The organism is Amycolatopsis sp. VS8301801F10 (assembly GCF_046195355.1).
Classification (GTDB): Bacteria; Actinomycetota; Actinomycetes; order Mycobacteriales; family Pseudonocardiaceae; genus Amycolatopsis.
In genome coordinates this window covers 9,141,015-9,161,487 of the sequence record NZ_CP176065.1, presented here as the reverse complement: position 1 = coordinate 9,161,487, position 20,473 = coordinate 9,141,015, and the positions used below count along the sequence as shown (strand labels likewise).

The 20,473-nt window shown below is 69.9% G+C and carries 2 protein-coding genes; both read left to right on the top strand.

The features are described 5' to 3' along the window. Positions 1-17: 17 nt before the first annotated feature. Positions 18-5,051 carry an SDR family NAD(P)-dependent oxidoreductase gene (locus F9C11_RS41850; RefSeq protein ID WP_409187098.1) on the top strand — a complete coding sequence of 1,678 codons (5,034 nt, stop codon included), beginning with the start codon at positions 18-20 and terminating at the stop codon, positions 5,049-5,051. A 49-nt stretch (positions 5,052-5,100) separates the two neighbouring features. Further along, entirely contained in the window at positions 5,101-20,472 is a 15,372-nt protein-coding gene (locus F9C11_RS41845) for a type I polyketide synthase (protein WP_409187097.1), read from the top strand. The last annotated feature ends 1 nt before the right edge of the window (position 20,473 follow it).

Sequence of the window (20,473 nt, the reverse complement as noted above, 5' to 3'; positions counted from 1 at the left end):
GCGACTACCTCAAGCGCGTGACGACCGACCTGCGCAAGGCGAAACAGCGCGTACGGGAGCTGGAGGAGGCGCGGCGCGAGCCGATCGCGATCGTCGGGATGGCCTGCCGCTACCCCGGCGGCGTGCGCTCGCCCGAGGACCTGTGGCGGCTCGTGGCCGAGGGCCGCGACGCGATTTCGCCGTTCCCGGCGGACCGGGGCTGGGACCTCGAGGCTCTGTACGACCCCGACCCGGCGCGGTCCGGCCGGTCGTATGTCCGCGCGGGCGGTTTCCTGGACGACCCCGGCTCGTTCGACGCCGGGTTGTTCGGGATCAGCCCGCGCGAGGCGCTGGCGATGGACCCGCAGCAACGGCTGCTGCTGGAAACCGCGTGGGAATCCCTCGAACACGGCCGGATCGACCCGTTGTCGTTGCGGGGCAGCCGAACCGGGGTGTTCGTCGGGCAGAACTACCAGGAATACGGGCCAGGACTCGCGATCGCGCCACCGCGAGTAGAAGGCAACCTGGTCACCGGCGTGGTGCCGAGTGTCGCTTCTGGACGCGTCTCGTACAGCTTCGGCTTCGAGGGCCCTGCGGTCACTGTGGACACTGCGTGTTCGACGTCCTTGGTAGCGCTGCACTTGGCGACCCAGTCGCTGCGCGCCGGAGAATGCACGCTCGCGTTGGCCGGTGGCGTGACGGTGCTCGCCACCCCGGGCACGTTTGTGGAGTTCAGCCGCCAGCGAGTCCTCGCGCCGGACGGCCGGTGCAAGGCGTTCTCCGCGGGCGCGAACGGCATGGGCATGGCCGAGGGTGTCGGTCTGCTGGTGCTGGAACGGCTTTCGGACGCCGAACGCAACGGACACCGCGTGCTGGCCGTGGTGCGCGGCTCGGCGGTGAACCAAGACGGCGCGTCGAATGGGTTGACCGCGCCGAACGGTCCGTCGCAGGAACGCGTCATCCGGGCCGCGCTCGCCGCGGCGGGGTTGTCCACTGAGGACGTTGACGCCGTTGAGGCACATGGCACCGGGACAGCGCTCGGCGATCCGATCGAAGCGCAGGCTCTGCTGGCGACTTACGGCCAGGATCGCGACCGTCCACTGTGGCTAGGTGCGTTGAAGTCCAATATCGGCCACACGCTGGCGGCCTCGGGCGTGGCGGGCGTGATCAAGATGGTGCAGGCGATCCGGGCCGGTTCGCTGCCGAAGACGTTGCATGTGGACAAACCATCGTCGCATGTGGACTGGGACAGCGGTGCGGTCCGGCTGTTGTCCGAACCGGTGGACTGGCCGACGGTGGACCGGCCGCGGCGGGCTGGCGTGTCGTCGTTCGGGATCAGCGGAACGAACGCGCACGTGATCCTTGAGCAGGCGCCGCCGACGGAGGTCGCGACCCGGACGGTCACCGGTCCCGTACCGGTCGTGGTCTCCGGTCGCGGTGTGGCAGCGATGCGGGCGCAAGCCGCGCAGCTGCGGGACTACGCGAACGCCCATCCGGCCCTGGAAATCGCCGATCTCGGCTACTCGTCGGCAGTGACCCGGGCGGCCTTGCCGGACCGAGGCGCCGTGCTCGCGGACGACCGGGCTGACCTGCTGGAGAAGCTCGATGCCCTCGCCGACGGCCGGGACCCGGCGGGCGTCCTCCGCGGCACCGCCAGCCGAACGCCCGGGGGAGTCGCGTGCATGTTCCCCGGCCAGGGCTCGCAGCGGCTGGACATGGGCCGTGACGCCTACGCCCGCTTCCCGGTCTTTGCCGCGGCCTTCGACGAAGCGTGCGCGGCGGTTGGCCAGGAACTGCGCGAAGTCGTCTGGGGCACCGAGGAAAAGCTGCTGGAGCGCACTCAGTATGCCCAAAGTGGACTGTTCGCGGTCGGCATGGGGCTGTGGCGGCTCGTGGAATCGTGGGGCATCGAACCCGCCTGCGTACTCGGGCATTCCGTCGGCGAACTCACCGCGGCTTGTGCGGCGGGCATTTTCTCGCTGAACGACGCGGCGCGGCTCGTGGTCGCGCGCGGCCGGTTGATGGATGCGTTGCCGGAGGGCGGCGCGATGATCGCGGTGTCGGCTTCGGAAGAGACGGTGCGGCCGAGGCTCACCCCGGCAGTCGCGCTGGCCGCGGTCAACGGCCCGGAGTCGGTGGTGCTCTCCGGCGATGAGGACGCGGTCGAGGCGCTCGCCGAATCCCTTGCCGCCGAAGGACATCGCACGCGACGGCTGCGCGTCAGCCACGCCTTCCACTCGCCGCGGATGCAGCCGATCCTCGAGGAATTCCGCAAGGTCGCGGAGTCGGTGGAATACCACCCTCCGCGCCTCCCGTTCATCTCCAGCGGGGACCCCGCGTCGCCGGACTACTGGGTCCGCAACATCGCCGACACCGTGCGCTTCGCTGACGCTGTCACCAAGGCGAACACCACCGTGGACGCGCGAACCTTCCTCGAACTCGGCCCCGACCGCGCGCTGTCGGCCGCCGGCGCGGAATGCCTGAGCGACGCGGCATTCATCCCGATGATGCACCGCGACCAGCCCGAAACCGGCACCATCACCACCGCCGCCGCGCAGTTGTACCTGCATGGCACCCCGCCCGACTGGGGCTCCTTCGAAGCGAACCTTGTCGACTTGCCGACTTATGCCTTCCAGCGCGACCGCTATTGGCTGGACGGCGTCCGCGCAGGTCATCCGCTGCTCGGCGAGAAGGTGGAGGTCGCCGAGGACGGGGTACTGCTGACCGGTCGATTGTCTGCCGGCGACCAGCCGTGGCTCGCCGAGCACGTCGTGCTGGGCGCGACCGTGGTCCCCGGCAGCGCGATCGCCGAGCTGGCCTTGCACGCCGCCGCCGAAACCGGCTGTTCGACCGTCGAGGAACTCGTCCTCGAGACCCCGCTCGTCCTCGACGGTCCGGCGGAGGTGCAGCTCAAGGCAGGCGAAACCGACGCGACCGGTCGCCGTCCGCTGACCGTTCACGCACGCCCCATCGGTGGCGAGTGGACCTGTCACGCGCGAGCGACGCTTTCCAGCGCTACCCCGGTGCCATCTCAGCTGTCGTGGTCTACCGACGGTGCTCCGGTCGACGTATCCGCCACCTATGCGGACCTGGCGGAAGTCGGCCTCGGCTACGGCCCGTCCTTCCAAGGATTGCGCGCGGCCTGGCAGTCCGGCACTGAGATCTTTGCCGAGGTCGACCTCGCCGATCGGGCGGAAGCGGCGCGGTACGGCATCCATCCGGCGCTGCTGGATTCCGCCCTGCACGCGGTCCGGCACCTCTTCGGCTCCCGGCTGGTGCTGCCGTTCGCCTGGCGCGGGCTGACCCTGCACGCGAGCGGAGCGTCGGCGGTGCGCGTGCGGCTCACCGAGACCGGAACCGACACCGTGGCGGTCGAGATGACCGACGCCCACGGCGCACCGGTGCTGTCGATCGAGTCGCTCGCCGTCCGTCCGGTGTCCGCGGGGCAGCTCGGCAGCCACGAATCCCTCTTCGGCGTCGAGTGGTTCGACGCGGAATTCGCGGAGACGACCACTGAAGAAGCCGTCCTCGCACCGGGTGCCACTGCGGCTGAAGTGCTCGCGAAGGTCCAGGACTGGGTGGCCGAACCGCGAACCACTCCGCTCATCGTGTGTACCAAGCACGCCGACACCGACCCGGCCGCCGCGGCGGTCTCCGGCCTCATCCGGTCGGTGCAGGCCGAGCACCCGGGCCAGTTCATCCTGGCCGACCTCGACGCCGACGCGCCGCCCGCGGGACTCTCCGCGCTGGGCGAACCGCAGGTCCGGGTCCGAAACGGCCGGGTGTCCGTGCCACGCCTGGTGCGGCTGCCCGCCGTCGGCGAGCGGTTCGCCTGGAATCCGGACGGCACCGTGCTGATCACCGGCGGCACCGGCACGCTCGGCCAGCTCGTCGCCCGGCACCTGGTCACCGAACACGGCGTGCGGCGGCTCGTGCTGCTCAGCCGCACCGGTGGCGAGGTCGAGCAGCTGACCGCCGAGGTCACCGTGGTCGCCTGCGATCTCACCGACCGCGAAGCCGTGGCTGGCGTGCTGAAGGAACACCAGGTCACCGCGGTAATCCACGCGGCCGGAGTGACCGACGACGGGGTTGTCACGTCACTCACCGAGGAGCGGCTGGCCGCCGTCGCGCGCCCGAAGGTCGAAGGCGCGCTGATCCTCGACGAGCTGACCGAAAACCTCGACGCGTTCGTCATGTTCTCCTCCGCTTCCGGGACGCTCGGTAATCCGGGCCAGGGCGCGTACTCGGCCGCCAACGCGGCCCTCGACGCACTCGCCCGCCGCCGCCGGGAAGCCGGCCAGCCCGCGACGTCGATCGTCTGGGGCCTGTGGGAGCGAAGCAGCGGAATCACCGGCAAGCTCAGCGACGCCGACCGAGCCCGGATCGGCCGCGCCGGACTGACTCCGCTGCCCACCGAAACCGCGCTCAGCCTCTTCGACGCCGCCCTTGCTTCGGGCGATCCGGCACCAGTCGCGATAGGACTCGACCCGGCGGCGGTGCGTGCGGCCGGGCCGGTGCCGGCGATGCTCCGCCGGTTGGTCCCGACCGGCGAAACCCCGAGCACCAAGCGAGCCGCGCGCCTGGACGTCTCGGCACTGTCCGGAATGGAGCGTCAGCAGGCGCTCGCCGATCTGGTCCGCGCCGAGTCCGCCACCGTCCTCGGCTACGGCACGGCGGACGCGATCGGGCCCGACCTCGCGTTCGCCGACCTCGGCTTCGATTCGCTGGCAGTCGTGGAACTCCGCAACCGGCTCGCCGCCGCCACCGGCGTTTCCCTTCCGCCGACGGTGGTTTTCGACCATCCGACCCCGGCCGCGCTCGCCGAGCATCTGCACCGCCGGCTGCCGTCGGCGGACGGAACCGCGGACCCGGCGCTCGGCGCGGAGTTCGACCGGCTCGAAGCGGCGCTGGAAAACGCCGACGCGCTCGACCGGCCGAAGATCGCGATGCGGCTTTCCGCGCTGCTGGCGAAATGGACCGGCACCGAACCGGCTCCGGCCGGTGAGCACGACCTTTCTTCCGCCAGCGACGACGAGTTGTTCGACCTCGTCGACGGCCTCGGCGCGAACTGAGCTAAGGGGACAGACACGCATGGCCGGTGAGGACAAGCTCCGCGAATACCTGAAACGCGCGCTCGCGGAAGCCCAGCAGGCACAGCAACGGCTGCGCGAGGTCGAAAACGCGCGGCGGGAGCCGTTGGCGATCGTCGGCATGGCTTGCCGTTACCCGGGCGGCGTTTCCTCGCCGGAGGATTTGTGGGATCTGGTCGCCGAGGGGCGTGATGCGATTTCGCCGTTCCCCAGCGACCGCGGCTGGGACACCCGCGACGTTCCCGTTGGCGCAGGCGGCTTTCTCAGCGACGCCGGTGCGTTCGACCCGACTCTGTTCGGCATCAGCCCGCGCGCCGCGCTCGCGATGGACCCGCAGCAACGGCTGCTGCTGGAAGTCGCGTGGGAAGCATTCGAGCGGGCCGGAATCGACCCGCTTTCGTTGCGGGGAAGCCAAACCGGCGTTTTTTCCGGTGTGATGTATTACGACTACGCGACCCTGATGGACGCGGTGCCGGAGGAGCTGGCCGGTTTCGTCGGACACGGCAACGCGGCCAGTATCCTTACTGGACGCATCTCCTACACCTTCGGGCTCGAAGGTCCAGCGGTCACTGTGGACACCGCGTGCTCTTCTTCGTTGGTGGCACTGCATTTGGCCGCCCAATCGCTGCGGTCCGGGGAGTGTTCGCTCGCGCTGGCCGGTGGCGTGACGGTGATGCCGAACCCGGGCACCTTCGTGGAATTCGGCAAGCTCGGCGGGTTGGCGGCGGACGGCCGGTGCAAATCGTTCTCCGCCGGCGCGGACGGTACTGGCTGGTCGGAAGGCGTCGGCCTGCTGGTCCTGGAGCGGTTGTCGGACGCTGAGCGCAACGGGCACCAGGTCCTGGCTGTCATCCGCGGGTCGGCGGTGAACCAGGACGGCGCGTCCAACGGTCTGACCGCGCCGAACGGCCCGTCGCAGGAACGCGTGATCGTGCAGGCGCTCACGAACTCCGCGCTGACCCCGGACCAGATCGACGTCGTGGAAGCGCACGGCACCGGCACCGCGCTGGGCGATCCGATCGAGGCCGGCGCGTTGCTCGCGACCTACGGTCAAGGCCGCGAACGTCCACTGTGGCTTGGTTCGCTGAAGTCCAACCTCGGACACACCCAGGCCGCGTCCGGCGTCGCGGGCGTGATCAAGATGGTGCAGGCGATTCGCGCCGGAATGCTGCCGAAGACGTTGCATGTGGACGAGCCTTCCCCGCACGTCGACTGGAACAGCGGTGCCGTCGAACTGCTCACCGAAGCGCAGCCGTGGCCGGAGACCGGACGTCCTCGGCGCGCCGCCGTCTCGTCGTTCGGCATCTCGGGGACGAACGCGCACACCATCATCGAGCAGGCTCCGGACGCGGCGGTCGAGGACAGTCCACGGAGGACACTTCCGGCGATTCCGTGGGTGCTATCCGGAAAAACCGAAGCGGCTCTGCGGGAGCAAGCCCGGCGACTGGCCGAAGTGGACGCTGACCCGATGGACATCGGGTACTCGCTCGCCGCTACCCGCGCCACCCTCGATCACCGCGCAGTAGTGCTCGGCGCCGACCGTGCCGAACTCCGCGCCGCGCTCACCGAGCTGACGTCGAGTCCCGCCGCGTCCGGACGGCTGGCCTTTTCATTCTCTGGCCAGGGCGCGCAACGGCCAGGGATGGGCCGGGAGCTGTACGAGACGTTCAGCGTTTTCGCCGAAGCCTTCGACGAGATCTGCGCACAGCTGGATCCGTTTCTGGACCGGCCGGTGAAGGACGTCGTCTTCGGCGACAGCGAGCTGGTGCACGAGACGCAGTACACACAGGCCGGGTTGTTCGCGATCGAGGTCTCGCTGTTCCGGCTGGTTTCGTCGTGGGGCGTGAAGCCGGACTACCTGATCGGCCACTCGATCGGCGAACTCGCCGCCGCACATGTCGCGGGTGTGTTTTCCCTTGCCGACGCGGCGAAACTGGTCGCCGCGCGCGGCCGGTTGATGCAGGCGCTGCCGCGCGGCGGGGCCATGGTGGCGATCGAAGCGACCGAGGACGAGGTCATTCCGAGCCTTACCGATGGCGCGGACCTCGCCGCGGTCAACGGTCCGCGGTCGGTTGTCATTTCCGGAGACGAGGACGCGGTACTGCGGGTCGCGGGGAGTTGGCGAACCGAGGGGCGCAAGACGAAGCGGCTGACGGTGTCGCACGCGTTCCATTCGCACCGGATGACCGCGATGCTGGCCGAGTTCGGCGAGATCGCCGCGAGTATCGGCTACGCCGCTCCGGTGGTTCCGGTGATCTCCAACCTGACCGGCGAGATCGGCACCGAACTGCACGAACCGTCGTACTGGGTCCGGCACGTCCGAGAAGCAGTGCGATTCCACAATGGACTGCAGACCCTGGCCAAGCACGGCGTCACGCGTTATCTGGAGCTGGGCCCGGACGGCGTGCTGACCGCGCTCGCGCCAGCCGAGGCCGTCGCCGGTGCCGCCACCCGCAAAGGCCGCCCCGAACCGGCCACCCTGCTCACCACGCTCGGCCGCCTGCACGCCGCTGGCGTCGAGGTCGACTGGGCCGCGGTCTTCGCCGGCACCGGTGCCCGCCGGGTCGAGCTGCCGACGTATCCGTTCCAGCATGACCAGTATTGGCTCGAACCCCAGCCTCGGCGCGGACAACTGGCCGCGGCCGGCGCTCGCGACGCCGAACACCCGTTGGTACGCGCGGTCATCACCTTGCCCGGTTCGGCGGGAACGCTCCTCACTGGACGGTTGTCGGTTGCTGCCCAGCCGTGGCTGGCCGACCATCAGGTCTCCGGCGCGGTCCTCTTCCCCGGCGCGGCGTTTGTCGAACTGGCGCTCCAAGCGGGCAACCACATCGGCTGCGCGACCGTCGACGAGCTGACCTTGCACGCCCCGCTCGTGCTGCCCGAGGGAGAAGCCGCCGACCTGCGGGTATGGGCGCGTCCGGACACCGTGCCCGGCCGCTGGACCCTGGAAATCCACTCGCGCCCGGAAGCCGGCAGCGAGCAGGACTGGACCCAGCACGCGACCGGCCTGCTCAGCGAGCAGGCGAGCGCAACCGCGGCCGGACTCGCCGAATGGCCGCCCAACGCGACCCCGGTCGACCTCGACGGCCTCTACGAACAACTCGAAAACTCCGGCCTGAGCTACGGTCCCGCCTTCCGTAATCTCCGCGCGGCCTGGCGCGACGGCAACACCCTCTATGCCCACATCGCGCCGACCGGAACCCCAGCCGCGCAACGCTTCGACCTCCACCCGGCCTTGCTCGACGCGTCCCTGCACGCGCTTGCCCTCACCGGTGGCGAAACCGCGCAGCTTCCCTTTTCCTGGCAAGACGTCCAGGTGCACGCCACCGGTGCCCGGTCCCTGCGCGTCCGGCTCACCCCTGGCAACGGCTCGGTGGCGATCGACCTCGCCGACGACACCGGCGCACCCGTCGCGACAATCGGCGCTCTGGCATTGCGCCCGATCGGAGCCCCGGCCCGACGCACCGCGCACGACTCGCTTTTCCGGCTGAACGCGGAAGTCCTGCCGCTGGAACCGTCCTCAATCGACGGACGCTGGGCCATCGTCGGCCCACCGATGCGCGGCCTCGACGCGGAGTCCTTTGTGGACATCTCGGCAATTCCGGAGGGTTTTGACACAGTAGTCGTCCGTGCCGCTGACGCCGAGGTCGGCGCGGCGACGCGCGAAATGCTGCGGACAGTGCAGGAATTCCTGGCCGCGGAACGGTTCTCCCGCCTGGTCGTGGTCACCACCGAAGGGCTGCCCGGTGCTGCGGTACAGGGCCTTCTCCGTTCCGCGCAGGCCGAACACGCCGGGCGCATCGTCATCGCCGAGCTGGAAGACCCCGACGTCGCGCCGCCGCTGCTCGGTGCCGCGCTCGCCACCGGCGAACCGCAATTCTCCTTCCGTGCCGGGGAAGTCCGCGTGCCCCGTCTCGCCCGCCCGGAGCTGACCCCGCCGGATGGACCCTGGCGGCTGGACGTCACCGCCCGGGGCACGCTCGACAATCTCGCGTTCGTCCCCTGCCCGGAGGCCGGCGAACCACTCGCCGAGGGGCAGGTCCGGATCGCCGTCCGCGCCGCTGGCGTGAACTTCCGCGACGTCCTGCTCGCCCTCGGCATGTACCCGGACGAGGTCGCGCTCGGCGGGGAGGGCGCGGGGGTGATCACCGAGGTCGGGCCGGGGGTGCCGGACCTGGCCGTCGGCGACCGCGTGACCGGGATGTTCGGCGGCTCCTTCGGCCCGGTCGCCATCGCCGACCACCGGCTGGTCGCGGCCATTCCGGACAGTTGGTCCTTCGAGGAAGCGGCCGCCGTCCCGATCGCGTACCTCACCGCGTACCTCGGGCTGGTCAAACTGGGCGGTCTCACCGCCGGCGAATCGGTGCTGATCCACTCCGCGGCCGGTGGCGTCGGCGTCGCGGCCGTGCAGCTGGCCCGGCACCTCGGCGCGGAGGTGTTCGGCACCGCCAGTCCCGGCAAATGGGACACGCTGCGCGAACTCGGCCTCGACGACGAGCGGATTGCCTCGTCCCGCACGCTCGAGTTCGCGGACAAGTTCAGCCAGGTCGACGTCGTCCTCAACTCCCTGACCGGCGAGTTCGCCGACGCCTCGCTGGGCCTGCTGCGCCCGGGCGGACGGTTCCTGGAGATGGGCAAGACCGACCTGCGCGACCCGGCGGCCTATCCCGACCTGAGATATCAACCGTTCGATCTGATGCGCGTCCCGCCGGACGACATCCGGGCACTGCTCGCCGACGTGCTCGCGCTGTTCGAGCAAGGCGCGCTGCGGCTCCCGCCGGTCACCAGCTGGCCGGTCGCCGGCGCGCGCGACGCGTTCCGGTTCCTCAGTCAGGCGAAACACACCGGCAAGGTCGTGCTCACCCTGCCCCGGCGGCTCGACCCGGACGGCACCGTCCTGATCACCGGCGGCACCGGCACGCTCGGCCGCCTGGTCGCGCGGCACCTCGTCGCCGAACACGGTGTCCGGCATCTGCTGCTGGTCAGCCGGCGCGGTACCGCCGACGATCTGTCCGATCTGGACGCGACGGTCACGGTCGCCGCCTGCGACGTCACCGACCCAAGTGCACTGTCCACAGTGCTCAGCGAGATCCCGGCGGCGCACCCGCTCACCGCGGTCTTCCACGCGGCCGGAATCACCGATGACGGAACGGTCGAATCGCTCACTCCGGAACGCATCGACGCGGTGCTGCGGCCGAAGATCGACGCGGCGTGGCAGCTGCACACCGCGACCCAACACCTGGATCTCGCCGCATTTGTCCTGTTCTCTTCGGCTACCGGGGTCCTGGGTGGACCGGGACAGGCGAATTACGCGGCGGCGAATGCCGCCCTGGACGCGCTCGCGCGGCATCGGCGCGCAGCCGGTCTGCCCGCGCAATCCCTGGCCTGGGGATTGTGGGCGCCGAGCAGCACGCTCACCGGCGAATTGACCGACGCCGACTTGGCCCGCATCGCCCGTTCCGGAGTAGGCGCGTTGTCGGCGGAGGAAGGCTTGGCCCTCCTCGACGCCGCGATGGCGGTCGACGAGCCGGTGCTGGTACCGCTGAAACTCCGCCCGGAACGCGCGGAAACGGTGCCGTGGCCGTTGCGCGGCTTGATCAAAGCCCCGATCCGTCGTGCCGCGGCCAAAACCGCGGAGCCGGCACCGCAGCAGGTGGACAACTTCGAGGAACTCGTGTGCGCGGAGGTCGCCGCCGTCCTCGGCTATCCTGGAGCCTCGGCGATCGACCCGCAGCGCGCGTTCACCGACCTTGGGTTCGACTCGCTGTCCGCAGTGGAATTGCGCAACCGGCTCGCTGCCGCGACCGCGACCGCATTGCCCGCGACCCTCGTGTTCGACTACCCGACCCCGGCCGCGCTCGCGGCGCACCTCGGCCGTTCCGCGGAACCGGAACCCGTGGTGCCGGTCCAGCAGGCGGTCGCCGACGACGAGCCGATCGCGATTATCGGCATGGCCTGCCGGTTCCCCGGCGACACGCGTACCCCGGAACAGTTCTGGCAGTTCCTCCTGCGGGACGGCGACGGCGTCACCGAATTCCCCCGCGACCGCGGCTGGAATCTGGACACCCTGTTCGACGACGACCCCGACCGGTCCGGGACCAGTTACGTCACCCAGGGCGGATTCCTGGCCTCAGCTGCGGAATTCGACGCGGACTTTTTCGGAATCAGTCCACGCGAAGCCCGCGCGATGGACCCGCAGCAACGACTGTTGCTGGAAACCTCGTGGGAAGCGCTCGAACGCGCCGGCATCGACCCGGCGGCGGTGCGCGGAAGCCAAACCGGGGTTTTCGTCGGCGCGATGCGCCAGGACTACGGCCCGATGCTGCACCAACCCGTTCCCGGCGGCGAGGGCCACCGGCTGACCGGCAGCGCGGCAAGCGTCGCGTCCGGCCGCATTTCCTACACGTTCGGCTTCGAGGGCCCGGCGATGACCGTCGACACGGCGTGCTCGTCGTCGCTCGTCGCGATGCACCTCGCCGGGCACGCACTTCGCCGCGGCGAATGCGATCTCGCCCTGGCCGGCGGGGCGACCGTGATGGCCACGCCCGGTTTGTTCACCGAGTTCAGCCGCCAGCGCGGGCTGGCTCCGGACGGCCGGTGCAAGGCCTTCGCCGGAGCCGCCGACGGCACGGCCTGGGCCGAGGGCGCGGGAATGTTGCTGCTGGAGCGGCTTTCCGACGCCGAACGCAATGGGCATCGCGTTCTGGCGGTGGTGCGTGGCTCGGCGGTGAACCAGGACGGCGCGTCCAACGGTCTGACCGCGCCGAACGGCCCCTCGCAGGAGCGAGTGATCCGGGCCGCGCTGGCTTCCGCTGGTCTGTCCACAACGGACATCGATGCGGTGGAAGGACACGGCACCGGAACGTCGCTGGGCGATCCGATCGAGGCTGGCGCGCTGCTCGCCACCTACGGCCGGGACCGGGGCCGTCCACTGTGGCTCGGTTCGGTGAAGTCCAACATCGGACATACACAGGCCGCCTCCGGGGTAGCGGGCGTGATCAAGATGGTGCTGGCCATGCGAGACGGCCTGCTGCCGCGCACGTTGCACGTCGATGAACCGTCGCCGCACGTCGACTGGCATTCCGGTGCCGTGCGGCTGCTGACCGATCCGACGGAGTGGCCGGAAACTGATCGGCCACGCCGGTCTGCGGTCTCGTCGTTTGGTGTGAGCGGCACCAACGCGCACATCATCCTTGAACAGGCCCCGGTTGCCGAGGCTCCTTCCGGGAAGCCGCTCGACGCGCCCTTGGTGCTGTCCGCTCGGTCACCGAAAGCACTCGCCGATCAAGCCGCCCGTCTTCTGTCCATGGTGGACGAACCGGACCTCGCACGGGCACTCGCCACGACGCGGACCGCGCACCCTTATCGCGCGGCCGTGCTCAGCGATTTCCGTGCCGGTCTCGCCGCGCTCTCCGAGGGCGTCGACGCGCCCAACGTGGCCAAAGGGCGGGCGGAGGCAGGCAAACTCGCCTTCACCTTTTCCGGGCAAGGATCGCAACGGCTCGGCGCGGGACGGGAACTCAGTGCCGAATTCCCGGTCTTCGCGGCGGCTTTCACCGAGGCTTGCGAGGCGCTCGACCCGCACCTTCCGCGTGGAATTCGCGACATTGTTTTCGCCGACGAAGGCTCTCCCGAAGCCGCATTGCTGGAACGGACCGGCTACACGCAGGCCGCGCTGTTCGCCACCGAAGTCGCGTTGTACCGGCTGCTCGAACACTGGGGTTTGCGTCCGGATTACCTGGCCGGGCATTCGGCCGGTGAGCTGGCGTGCGCGCACGTCTCCGGAGTGCTGACGCTGGCCGACGCCGCCGCAGTGGTCGGCGCGCGGGCTCGGCTGATGGACCGGACTTCCGGCACCGGCGCGATGTTCGCGATCGAGGCCACCGAGGACGAAATGGCCCCGACGCTCGCCGGCCGCGACCACGAGGTTGGCATCGCCGCGGTCAACGGACCCACGTCGCTCGTGCTGTCCGGAGACGATGCCGTTGTCGCCGAGATCGCTGCGCAGTGGCGTGAACGGGGCCGCCGAACGCGTCGGCTCGAAGTAAGCGTTGCGGCGCATTCCCCGCAGATGGACGAAATCCTCGGGGAATTCCGGGAGGCCGTCGCCGCGGTGACGTTCGGCGAACCGACCCTGCCGATCGTGTCGACGGTGACTGGACAGCTCGTCTCCTCGGAAGAAATGCGTACCCCGGACTACTGGGTGCGGCATTTGCGACAGGGCGTCCGATTCTTCCCGGCCGTACGCACTCTGGCGGAGTTGGGGGCATCAGCCTTTGTGGAGGTTGGCCCGGCCAGTGTGCTGACCGCGACCACTGCGGATTGCCTGCCGGAAACGGCGGACGCGTTGCTGGTGCCTTCGCTGCGCAAGGATCGCCCGGAAGTCGCCTCGTTGCTGGAGACGGTGGCTCGGCTCCACGTGCACGGCTTCAGTCCGGAGTGGACTGCGGTGTTCGCCGGGCGCGAGACCGCGGAGGTGGACCTGCCGACGTATGCGTTCCAGCACCGGCACTTCTGGCTCGCCACTCCGGAACGCGACGCCGCCGCAGCTGGACTCGCGGCGATCGAGCACCCGCTGCTCGGCGCGAGCGTCGCGCTGGCGGATGGCGACCGCGCGGTGTTCACCGGCCGGCTTTCCGTTTCCGCGCAGCCTTGGCTGGCCGATCACGTGGTGTCCGGACAGGTCGTGGTGTCCGGGACTTCGTTGCTGGAACTGGCTCTCCGGGCCGGAGCCGAGCTGGGTTGCGGAACCCTCGCCGAGCTGATCATGGACACCCCGTTGGTGCTTCCGGCGGACGGGAGCGCGACTGTCCAGCTTGTCGTGGGGGAACCAGACGAATCCGGCCGCCGTGAACTGGAGTGCTATTCGCGGCCGGACCCGGCGCTGCCGTGGACGCGGCACGCGCGTGGGGTCTTGGCACCGACCGAGCCGGTCGAGGCGGAATGGCCGACGCTGCCGGACGGTGAGTCCGAAGTAGCCGTAGACGAGCTGTACGCGACGATGGCGGATCGTGGCCTCGACTACGGTCCGGTATTCCGCGGCCTGCGCAAGGTATGGCTTCCGGACGGTGGCCTGCTCGCCTTGGTCGCGCTCCCGGACGAGATCGAGCCGGAAGCCTTCGGCCTGCACCCGGCGCTGCTGGACGCGGCCTTGCATGCCTTGGCTGCTATCGACGAAACCGGCACCGCGTCGCTCCCGTTCTCCTGGAGCGGCGTCACGCTGCACGCGACCGGCGCTCGTGCGCTGAAGGTACGGTTGACTCCGGTTCCTGGCGGATACACGGTGACCGCAGCGGATCAGCACGGTCGGCCGGTTCTTTCGGTGGAATCGCTGGCACTGCGGCCGGTTTCGCTGAATCAGCAGGTGGACGACGCGCTGTTCACAGTGGACTGGCAGCCGATCGAGCTTCCCGCCGCGGACGTGCGGTATTCCATGTTGGACGACGAACTCAGCGAGGCAGCGGAGTTCGTGGTGCTGCGCAGTTCCGCAGAGGACGCACTGGCTGAACTGCATCGCGTATTGCCGATCCTCCAGAAGTGGCTGGAAGACGAACGGTTCGCTCAAGCCAAGCTGGTCGTGCTCACCGGCGCGAATCCGGCTGGTGCGGCCGTCCGCGGGTTGGTCCGTTCGGCCCAGGCGGAGAACCCGGGCCGGTTCGTCCTGATAGAAGCCGACACCGACGCCCCGGACCTCAGCGGTGCATTGGCGTCGGGCGAGCCGCAGCTCTCTTTGCGGGACGGCAAAGCGTTTGTCCCGCGCCTGGTCCGCACGCAGTCCACTGTGGATGATGAATGGTCCGGCACCGTGCTGATCACCGGTGGCACCGGCGGTCTCGGCTCATTGCTAGCCCGGCACCTGGTCGCTGAACGCGGTGTGCGAGAACTGGTCCTCGTCAGCCGCCGAGGCCGTGCCGCGACCGGGGCAGCGGACCTCGAACACGAATTGTCGGAACTCGGCGCGACCGTCCGGATTGAGGCCTGCGACGTCGCCGACCGCGCCGCGACGGCAGCCTTGCTCGCCTCGATCGACAATCTCGGCGCCGTCGTGCACGCGGCGGGCGTGCTGGACGACGGTGTCGTGGAATCCCTGACGCCAGAACGTATCGATCAGGTCTTCCACGCCAAGGCAACCGCGGCCTGGAACCTTCACGAGCTGACCCCGGACGTTCCGCGTTTCGTGCTGTTCTCCTCCGCGGCGGGCATCCTGGGCAGTCCCGGCCAGGGCAACTATGCCGCGGCCAACGCCTATCTCGACGCCATTGCCCGCCAGCGGGTGGCCGACGGGCTTTCCGCGGTGTCGCTGGCCTGGGGCCCGTGGGCGTCTGGCATGGCGGGCGCATTGGACGAGGCTTCCCGCCGCCGCATCGAACGCCTTGGCCTCACTCCGCTCACCCCGGAAGAAGGCCTGCGACTGTTCGACGCGGCAGTTGCCGGACCGCCGCTGTCGGTGCCTCTCCGGTTGAATCTTCCCGCGCTCCGCGAACGCGCGAAGACGGGGGAGAATCCAGTACTCCTGCGCGGCCTGATTCGTGTCCCGGCGAAGTCCACTGTGGCCAGTACGTCAAGCTTGGGCGGAGAACTGGCCGCTTTGGACGAAGCAGGCCGCCGGCGCTTGCTGCTGGACACCGTGCGGTCGGCGGTAGCCGCGACTCTCGGGCACGAGGAGCCCGTCGACGAGCACCGCGCGTTCAACGACCTTGGGTTCGATTCGCTGACCTCAGTCGAACTGCGCAACCGACTGTCCACAGTGAGCGGATTGCGCCTGCCGACCACGTTGGTGTTCGACCATCCGACGACCGAGTCCGTGGTGGACTACCTGCTGTCGAGGCTCACCGAGCAGACAACGACCCAACGCGCCGTGGTGACCGCGCCGTCGGACGAGCCGATCGCGATCGTCGGCATGGCCTGCCGGTACCCCGGCGGTGTCGAGACGCCGGAAGACCTGTGGAACCTGGTCCTCGGAGACGGAAGCGGCATTTCGCCGTTCCCCGCCGACCGGGGCTGGGACCTCGACCGGCTCTACCACCCCGACCCCGACCACCCCGGCACCAGCTACGTCACCGAAGGCGGATTCCTCGCCGACGCGGCGGAGTTCGACGCGGAGTTCTTCGGGATCAGCCCCCGCGAGGCCGTCGCGATGGACCCGCAGCAGCGGTTGCTGCTCGAGGTCTCGTGGGAGGCGTTCGAGCGCGCCGGGATCGACCCGACCTCCGTCCGCGGCAGCCGCACCGGGGTGTTCGCCGGGGTCATGCACCACGACTACGCCAGCCGGATGCCGGTCCTGCCGGAGGAAGCCGAGGGCTACCTCGGGGCCGGAACCGCCGGAAGCGTGGCCTCGGGCCGGGTTTCGTACTCGTTCGGTCTCGAAGGCCCAGCGGTCACGGTGGACACTGCGTGCTCGTCCTCGTTGGTGGCAATGCATTTGGCCGCGCAGTCGCTGCGGGCCGGGGAGTGCACCCTCGCGTTGGCCGGTGGTGTGACCGTGCTCGCCACGCCTGGCTTGTTCACCGAGTTCAGCCGCCAGCGCGGTCTCGCGCCGGACGGCCGGTGCAAGGCGTTTTCGGCGAATGCCGACGGCACGGTCTGGGGCGAAGGCGCGGGCATCCTGCTGCTGGAACGGCTGTCGGACGCCAAGCGCAACGGCCGCCGGATCCTGGCTGTCCTGCGCGGCTCGGCCGTAAACCAGGACGGAGCCTCCAACGGCTTGACCGCGCCGAACGGCCCGTCACAGGAACGCGTGATCCGCACTGCCCTGCAGTCGGCGGGTCTGTCCACTCAGGACATCGACGCGGTGGAAGCACACGGCACCGGCACCGCGCTCGGCGACCCGATCGAAGCGCAGGCCTTGCTCGCGACCTACGGGCAGGAGCGGGACCGTCCACTGTGGCTGGGGTCGATCAAGTCGAACATCGGCCACACCCAAGCCGCGGCCGGGGTCGCGGGCGTGATCAAAATGGTGCAGGCCATGCGAGACGGCCTCCTGCCGCGCACGCTGCACGTGGACGCGCCGACGCCGCACGTGGATTGGGAAAGCGGAGCGGTCCAGCTGCTTACCGAGCCGGTGGAGTGGCCGGAGGGCGACCGTCCGCGCCGGGCCGCGGTGTCGTCGTTCGGCATCAGCGGCACGAACGCACACGTGATCGTGGAACAGCCGCCGGCCGCCGAACCGGCGTCGCAAGTGGACATTTCGGTACCGGTGGTGTTGTCCGGCCGAGGAGAACCCGCACTGCGTGCGCAAGCGGCGCGGCTGCGGGCTTGGCTCGACGACGAAGCCGACTGGGCCGGTGCCGCCTACACGCTCGCGACAGCACGGACGGCTTTCGAGAACCGCGCCGTCCTGCTCGCGGCTGACCGGGCCGCGCTTGCCGCTGGCCTCGATGCGCTGAGCAGCGGAAACCCGGCAGCGGGCGTGGTCGAGGGGACGACCCGCGCCGCCGGACAAGTGGCGTTCGTGTTCCCCGGCCAGGGTTCGCAGTGGGTCGGGATGGCGCGCGAGCTGGCGGCGAGCTCGGAGGTGTTCGCGGCCCGGCTGGGGGAGTGCGCGGCCGCGCTCCGCGAGTTCGTGGACTGGTCCCTGGAAGACGCGCTGACCGATGCCTCGCTGCTGGAACGGGTCGACGTCGTGCAGCCGGTGTCGTGGGCCGTGATGGTCTCGCTGGCCGAGTTGTGGCGTTCCTACGGCGTGGAGCCGGCCGCGGTGATCGGACACAGCCAGGGCGAGATCGCCGCCGCCTGCGTCGCTGGAGCACTGTCCTTAACAGACGGTGCACGGGTTGTTGCTTTACGGAGTCAGCTGATTGGGAAGGTGCTGGCCGGGCAAGGTGGGATGGTCTCGGTCGCTCTGCCGGTCGAGGACCTGACCGACCTGCTTGTCGACCTGGAGGTAGCGGCGGTCAACGGCCCGTCGTCCACAGTGGTCTCCGGCAGCCTGGCGGCCGTCGACAAGCTGCTGGAGGTGTGCGAATCCCGCGACATCCGGGCCCGGCGGATCGCGGTGGACTACGCGTCGCATTCCAGCCAGGTCGAGGCCATTCAGGACCAGCTCGCCGCGCAACTCGCCGGGAGCATCGCCGGACCGGCCGCGGTCCCGTTCTATTCGACGGTCACCGGCGACTGGCTCGACACCGACGGCCTCGACGCCGGGTACTGGTACCGGAACCTCCGCCAGACCGTCCACTTCGATCAGTCGGTGCGCGCGCTTTACGCGGCCGGGTACCGCACGTTCCTCGAGGTAAGCCCGCATCCGGTGCTCGTTCCGACGATCGCGGAGAGCGTGCCGGACGCGGTGACGGTCGGCTCGCTCCGGCGCGACGACGGCGGCCTCGACCGTTTCCAGCAGTCCGTCGCCGAGGCCTACGTGCAGGGCGTGAAGGTCGAGTGGGCGGCGGCGTTCCCCGCCGGGATCCGGCCGGCCGAGCCGCCGACGTATGCCTTCCAGCGCCAGCGGTACTGGCTTGACGCACCCGCGACCAGCGGCGATGCAGAAGACGCCAGCTTCTGGGCTGCCGTCGAGAGCGATTCGCTGGCGACGTTGCTCGGAGTGGACGAGGGCGCGCTCGCCCCGGTGCTTCCCGCGCTGTCGGAGTGGCGCAAGAAGAGCCAGCAGCGCACCGAGGTGGATTCCTGGCGGTACCGGACAGTGTGGCGCCCACAGCCGGTCGCCGAGGCTCGACTGACTGGCCGGTGGGTGCTGGTGTCGAAGGAGGAAAATCCGGCCTATACCCAGGCACTGGAGGCAGCCGGTGCCTCGGTGGTTACCGTTTCGCCGGGCTCGCCGATCGGCGAGGCGGACGGCATCGTCTCGCTGCTTGCCCTCGCCGAGGACGGCCTCGAATCCACTCTGGACTTGATCAAGTCCGTTGGCGACACTCCACTGTGGCTGGTCACCTCCGGTGCGATCGCTGCCGCTCCGGAGGACGAGGTCAATGCACCTCGGCAAGCCATGGCGTGGGGATTGGCCCGAACGGCCGCCCTCGAATACCCGCGCCGCCGCGGTGGCGTCGTCGACCTCGACGATCCCGCGCTGCTTCCCGCCGTGCTGGCCGGGGACGAGGACCAAGTGGCGATCCGCGAGTCCACAGTGTTCGTCCGCCGTCTTGCGCCCGCTCCACTGCGGACCGACGCCCGCTGGCAACCGCGCGGCACGGTGCTGCTCACCGAAGGCCCCAGCCAGTCGAGCGAGGCCACCGTCCGGTGGCTGGCCGAAAACGGCGCGGAACGAGTGGTGGTGCTGAGCGACGGCACGAGCGAACCTCTTCCGGACGACGTCGGGGTTCCGGTCGTTCGCGAGGTGTGCGACGTCGCCGACCGGGACGCACTGGCCCAGGTGCTGGCCGCGATCCCCGGTGAGCTGACCGCCGTCATCCACGGAGCGGGTGAGGTTACTTCCGGCGCGCTGGCCGACCTCACCGCAGATGCCCTGACCGCGGCGGTGCGGACAAAGGTGCTCGGTGCGGTCAACCTCCACGAGCTGGTGTCCGATGTGGACGCTTTCGTGCTCTTCTCGTCGGTCTCCGGTGTCTGGGGCGCGGCCGAGCAAGGTGCGTTCGGGGCTGCCAATGCCTTCCTGGACGCACTGGCCGAACACCGGCGGCAGAAGGGATTGCCCGCCACCTCGGTCGCTTGGGGGCCGTGGGCGGGCGCGGGATTAGGCGCGGCCGACGCCGAGACCGAGCGCGACCGCCGCGAACAACTCCGCCGCCGCGGAGTCTTCGCGCTGGCCGCCGAGCGTGCCCTCCCCGCCTTGGCCGACGCAGTGGCGAATGGCGATCCGACTGTCGTTCTCGCGGATATCGACTGGACTCGGTTCCTGCCCGCGTTCACCGCGGTACGCCCGAGTGCGCTGTTCGAGGAATTGTCGACTGCGCCGGAGAACGACAGCGCGGCAGAGCCATCGCTGGTGGCCAAGCTGATCGGACTGTCCGAAGAGGACCAGCTGCGCGAGCTGACCGAACTGGTCCGCGACGCGGTCGCGGCCGTACTGTCCCATCCGGACCCGGCGACGTTGCCGGCCGGACGCGCCTTCCGCGAACTGGGCTTCGATTCGCTCGCCGCGGTCGACCTCCGGAACCGGCTCGGTGCCGCCACCGGCGTGCAGCTGGCGGCCACCGTCGTCTTCGATTACCCGACTCCCGTCGACCTCGCGCGGCATCTCCGCGCCCAGCTCGTGGCGGCGCAATCACCCGGTGCGCCAGCGGGTTCCGTGGACGAGGAACTCGACCGGCTGCACGGGATGCTGACCGCGGAGTCCGATGCGGACACTCGCCGCCGCGTCCGGGAACGGCTGTCCGCACTCGTCGCGGAGCTGACGCCGGAAGCCGAGGACGAAACGGTCGCGGACCGGCTCGGGGCGGCGTCCGACGAGGAGATCTTCCGGTTCATCGACACGGAGCTGAACTGAC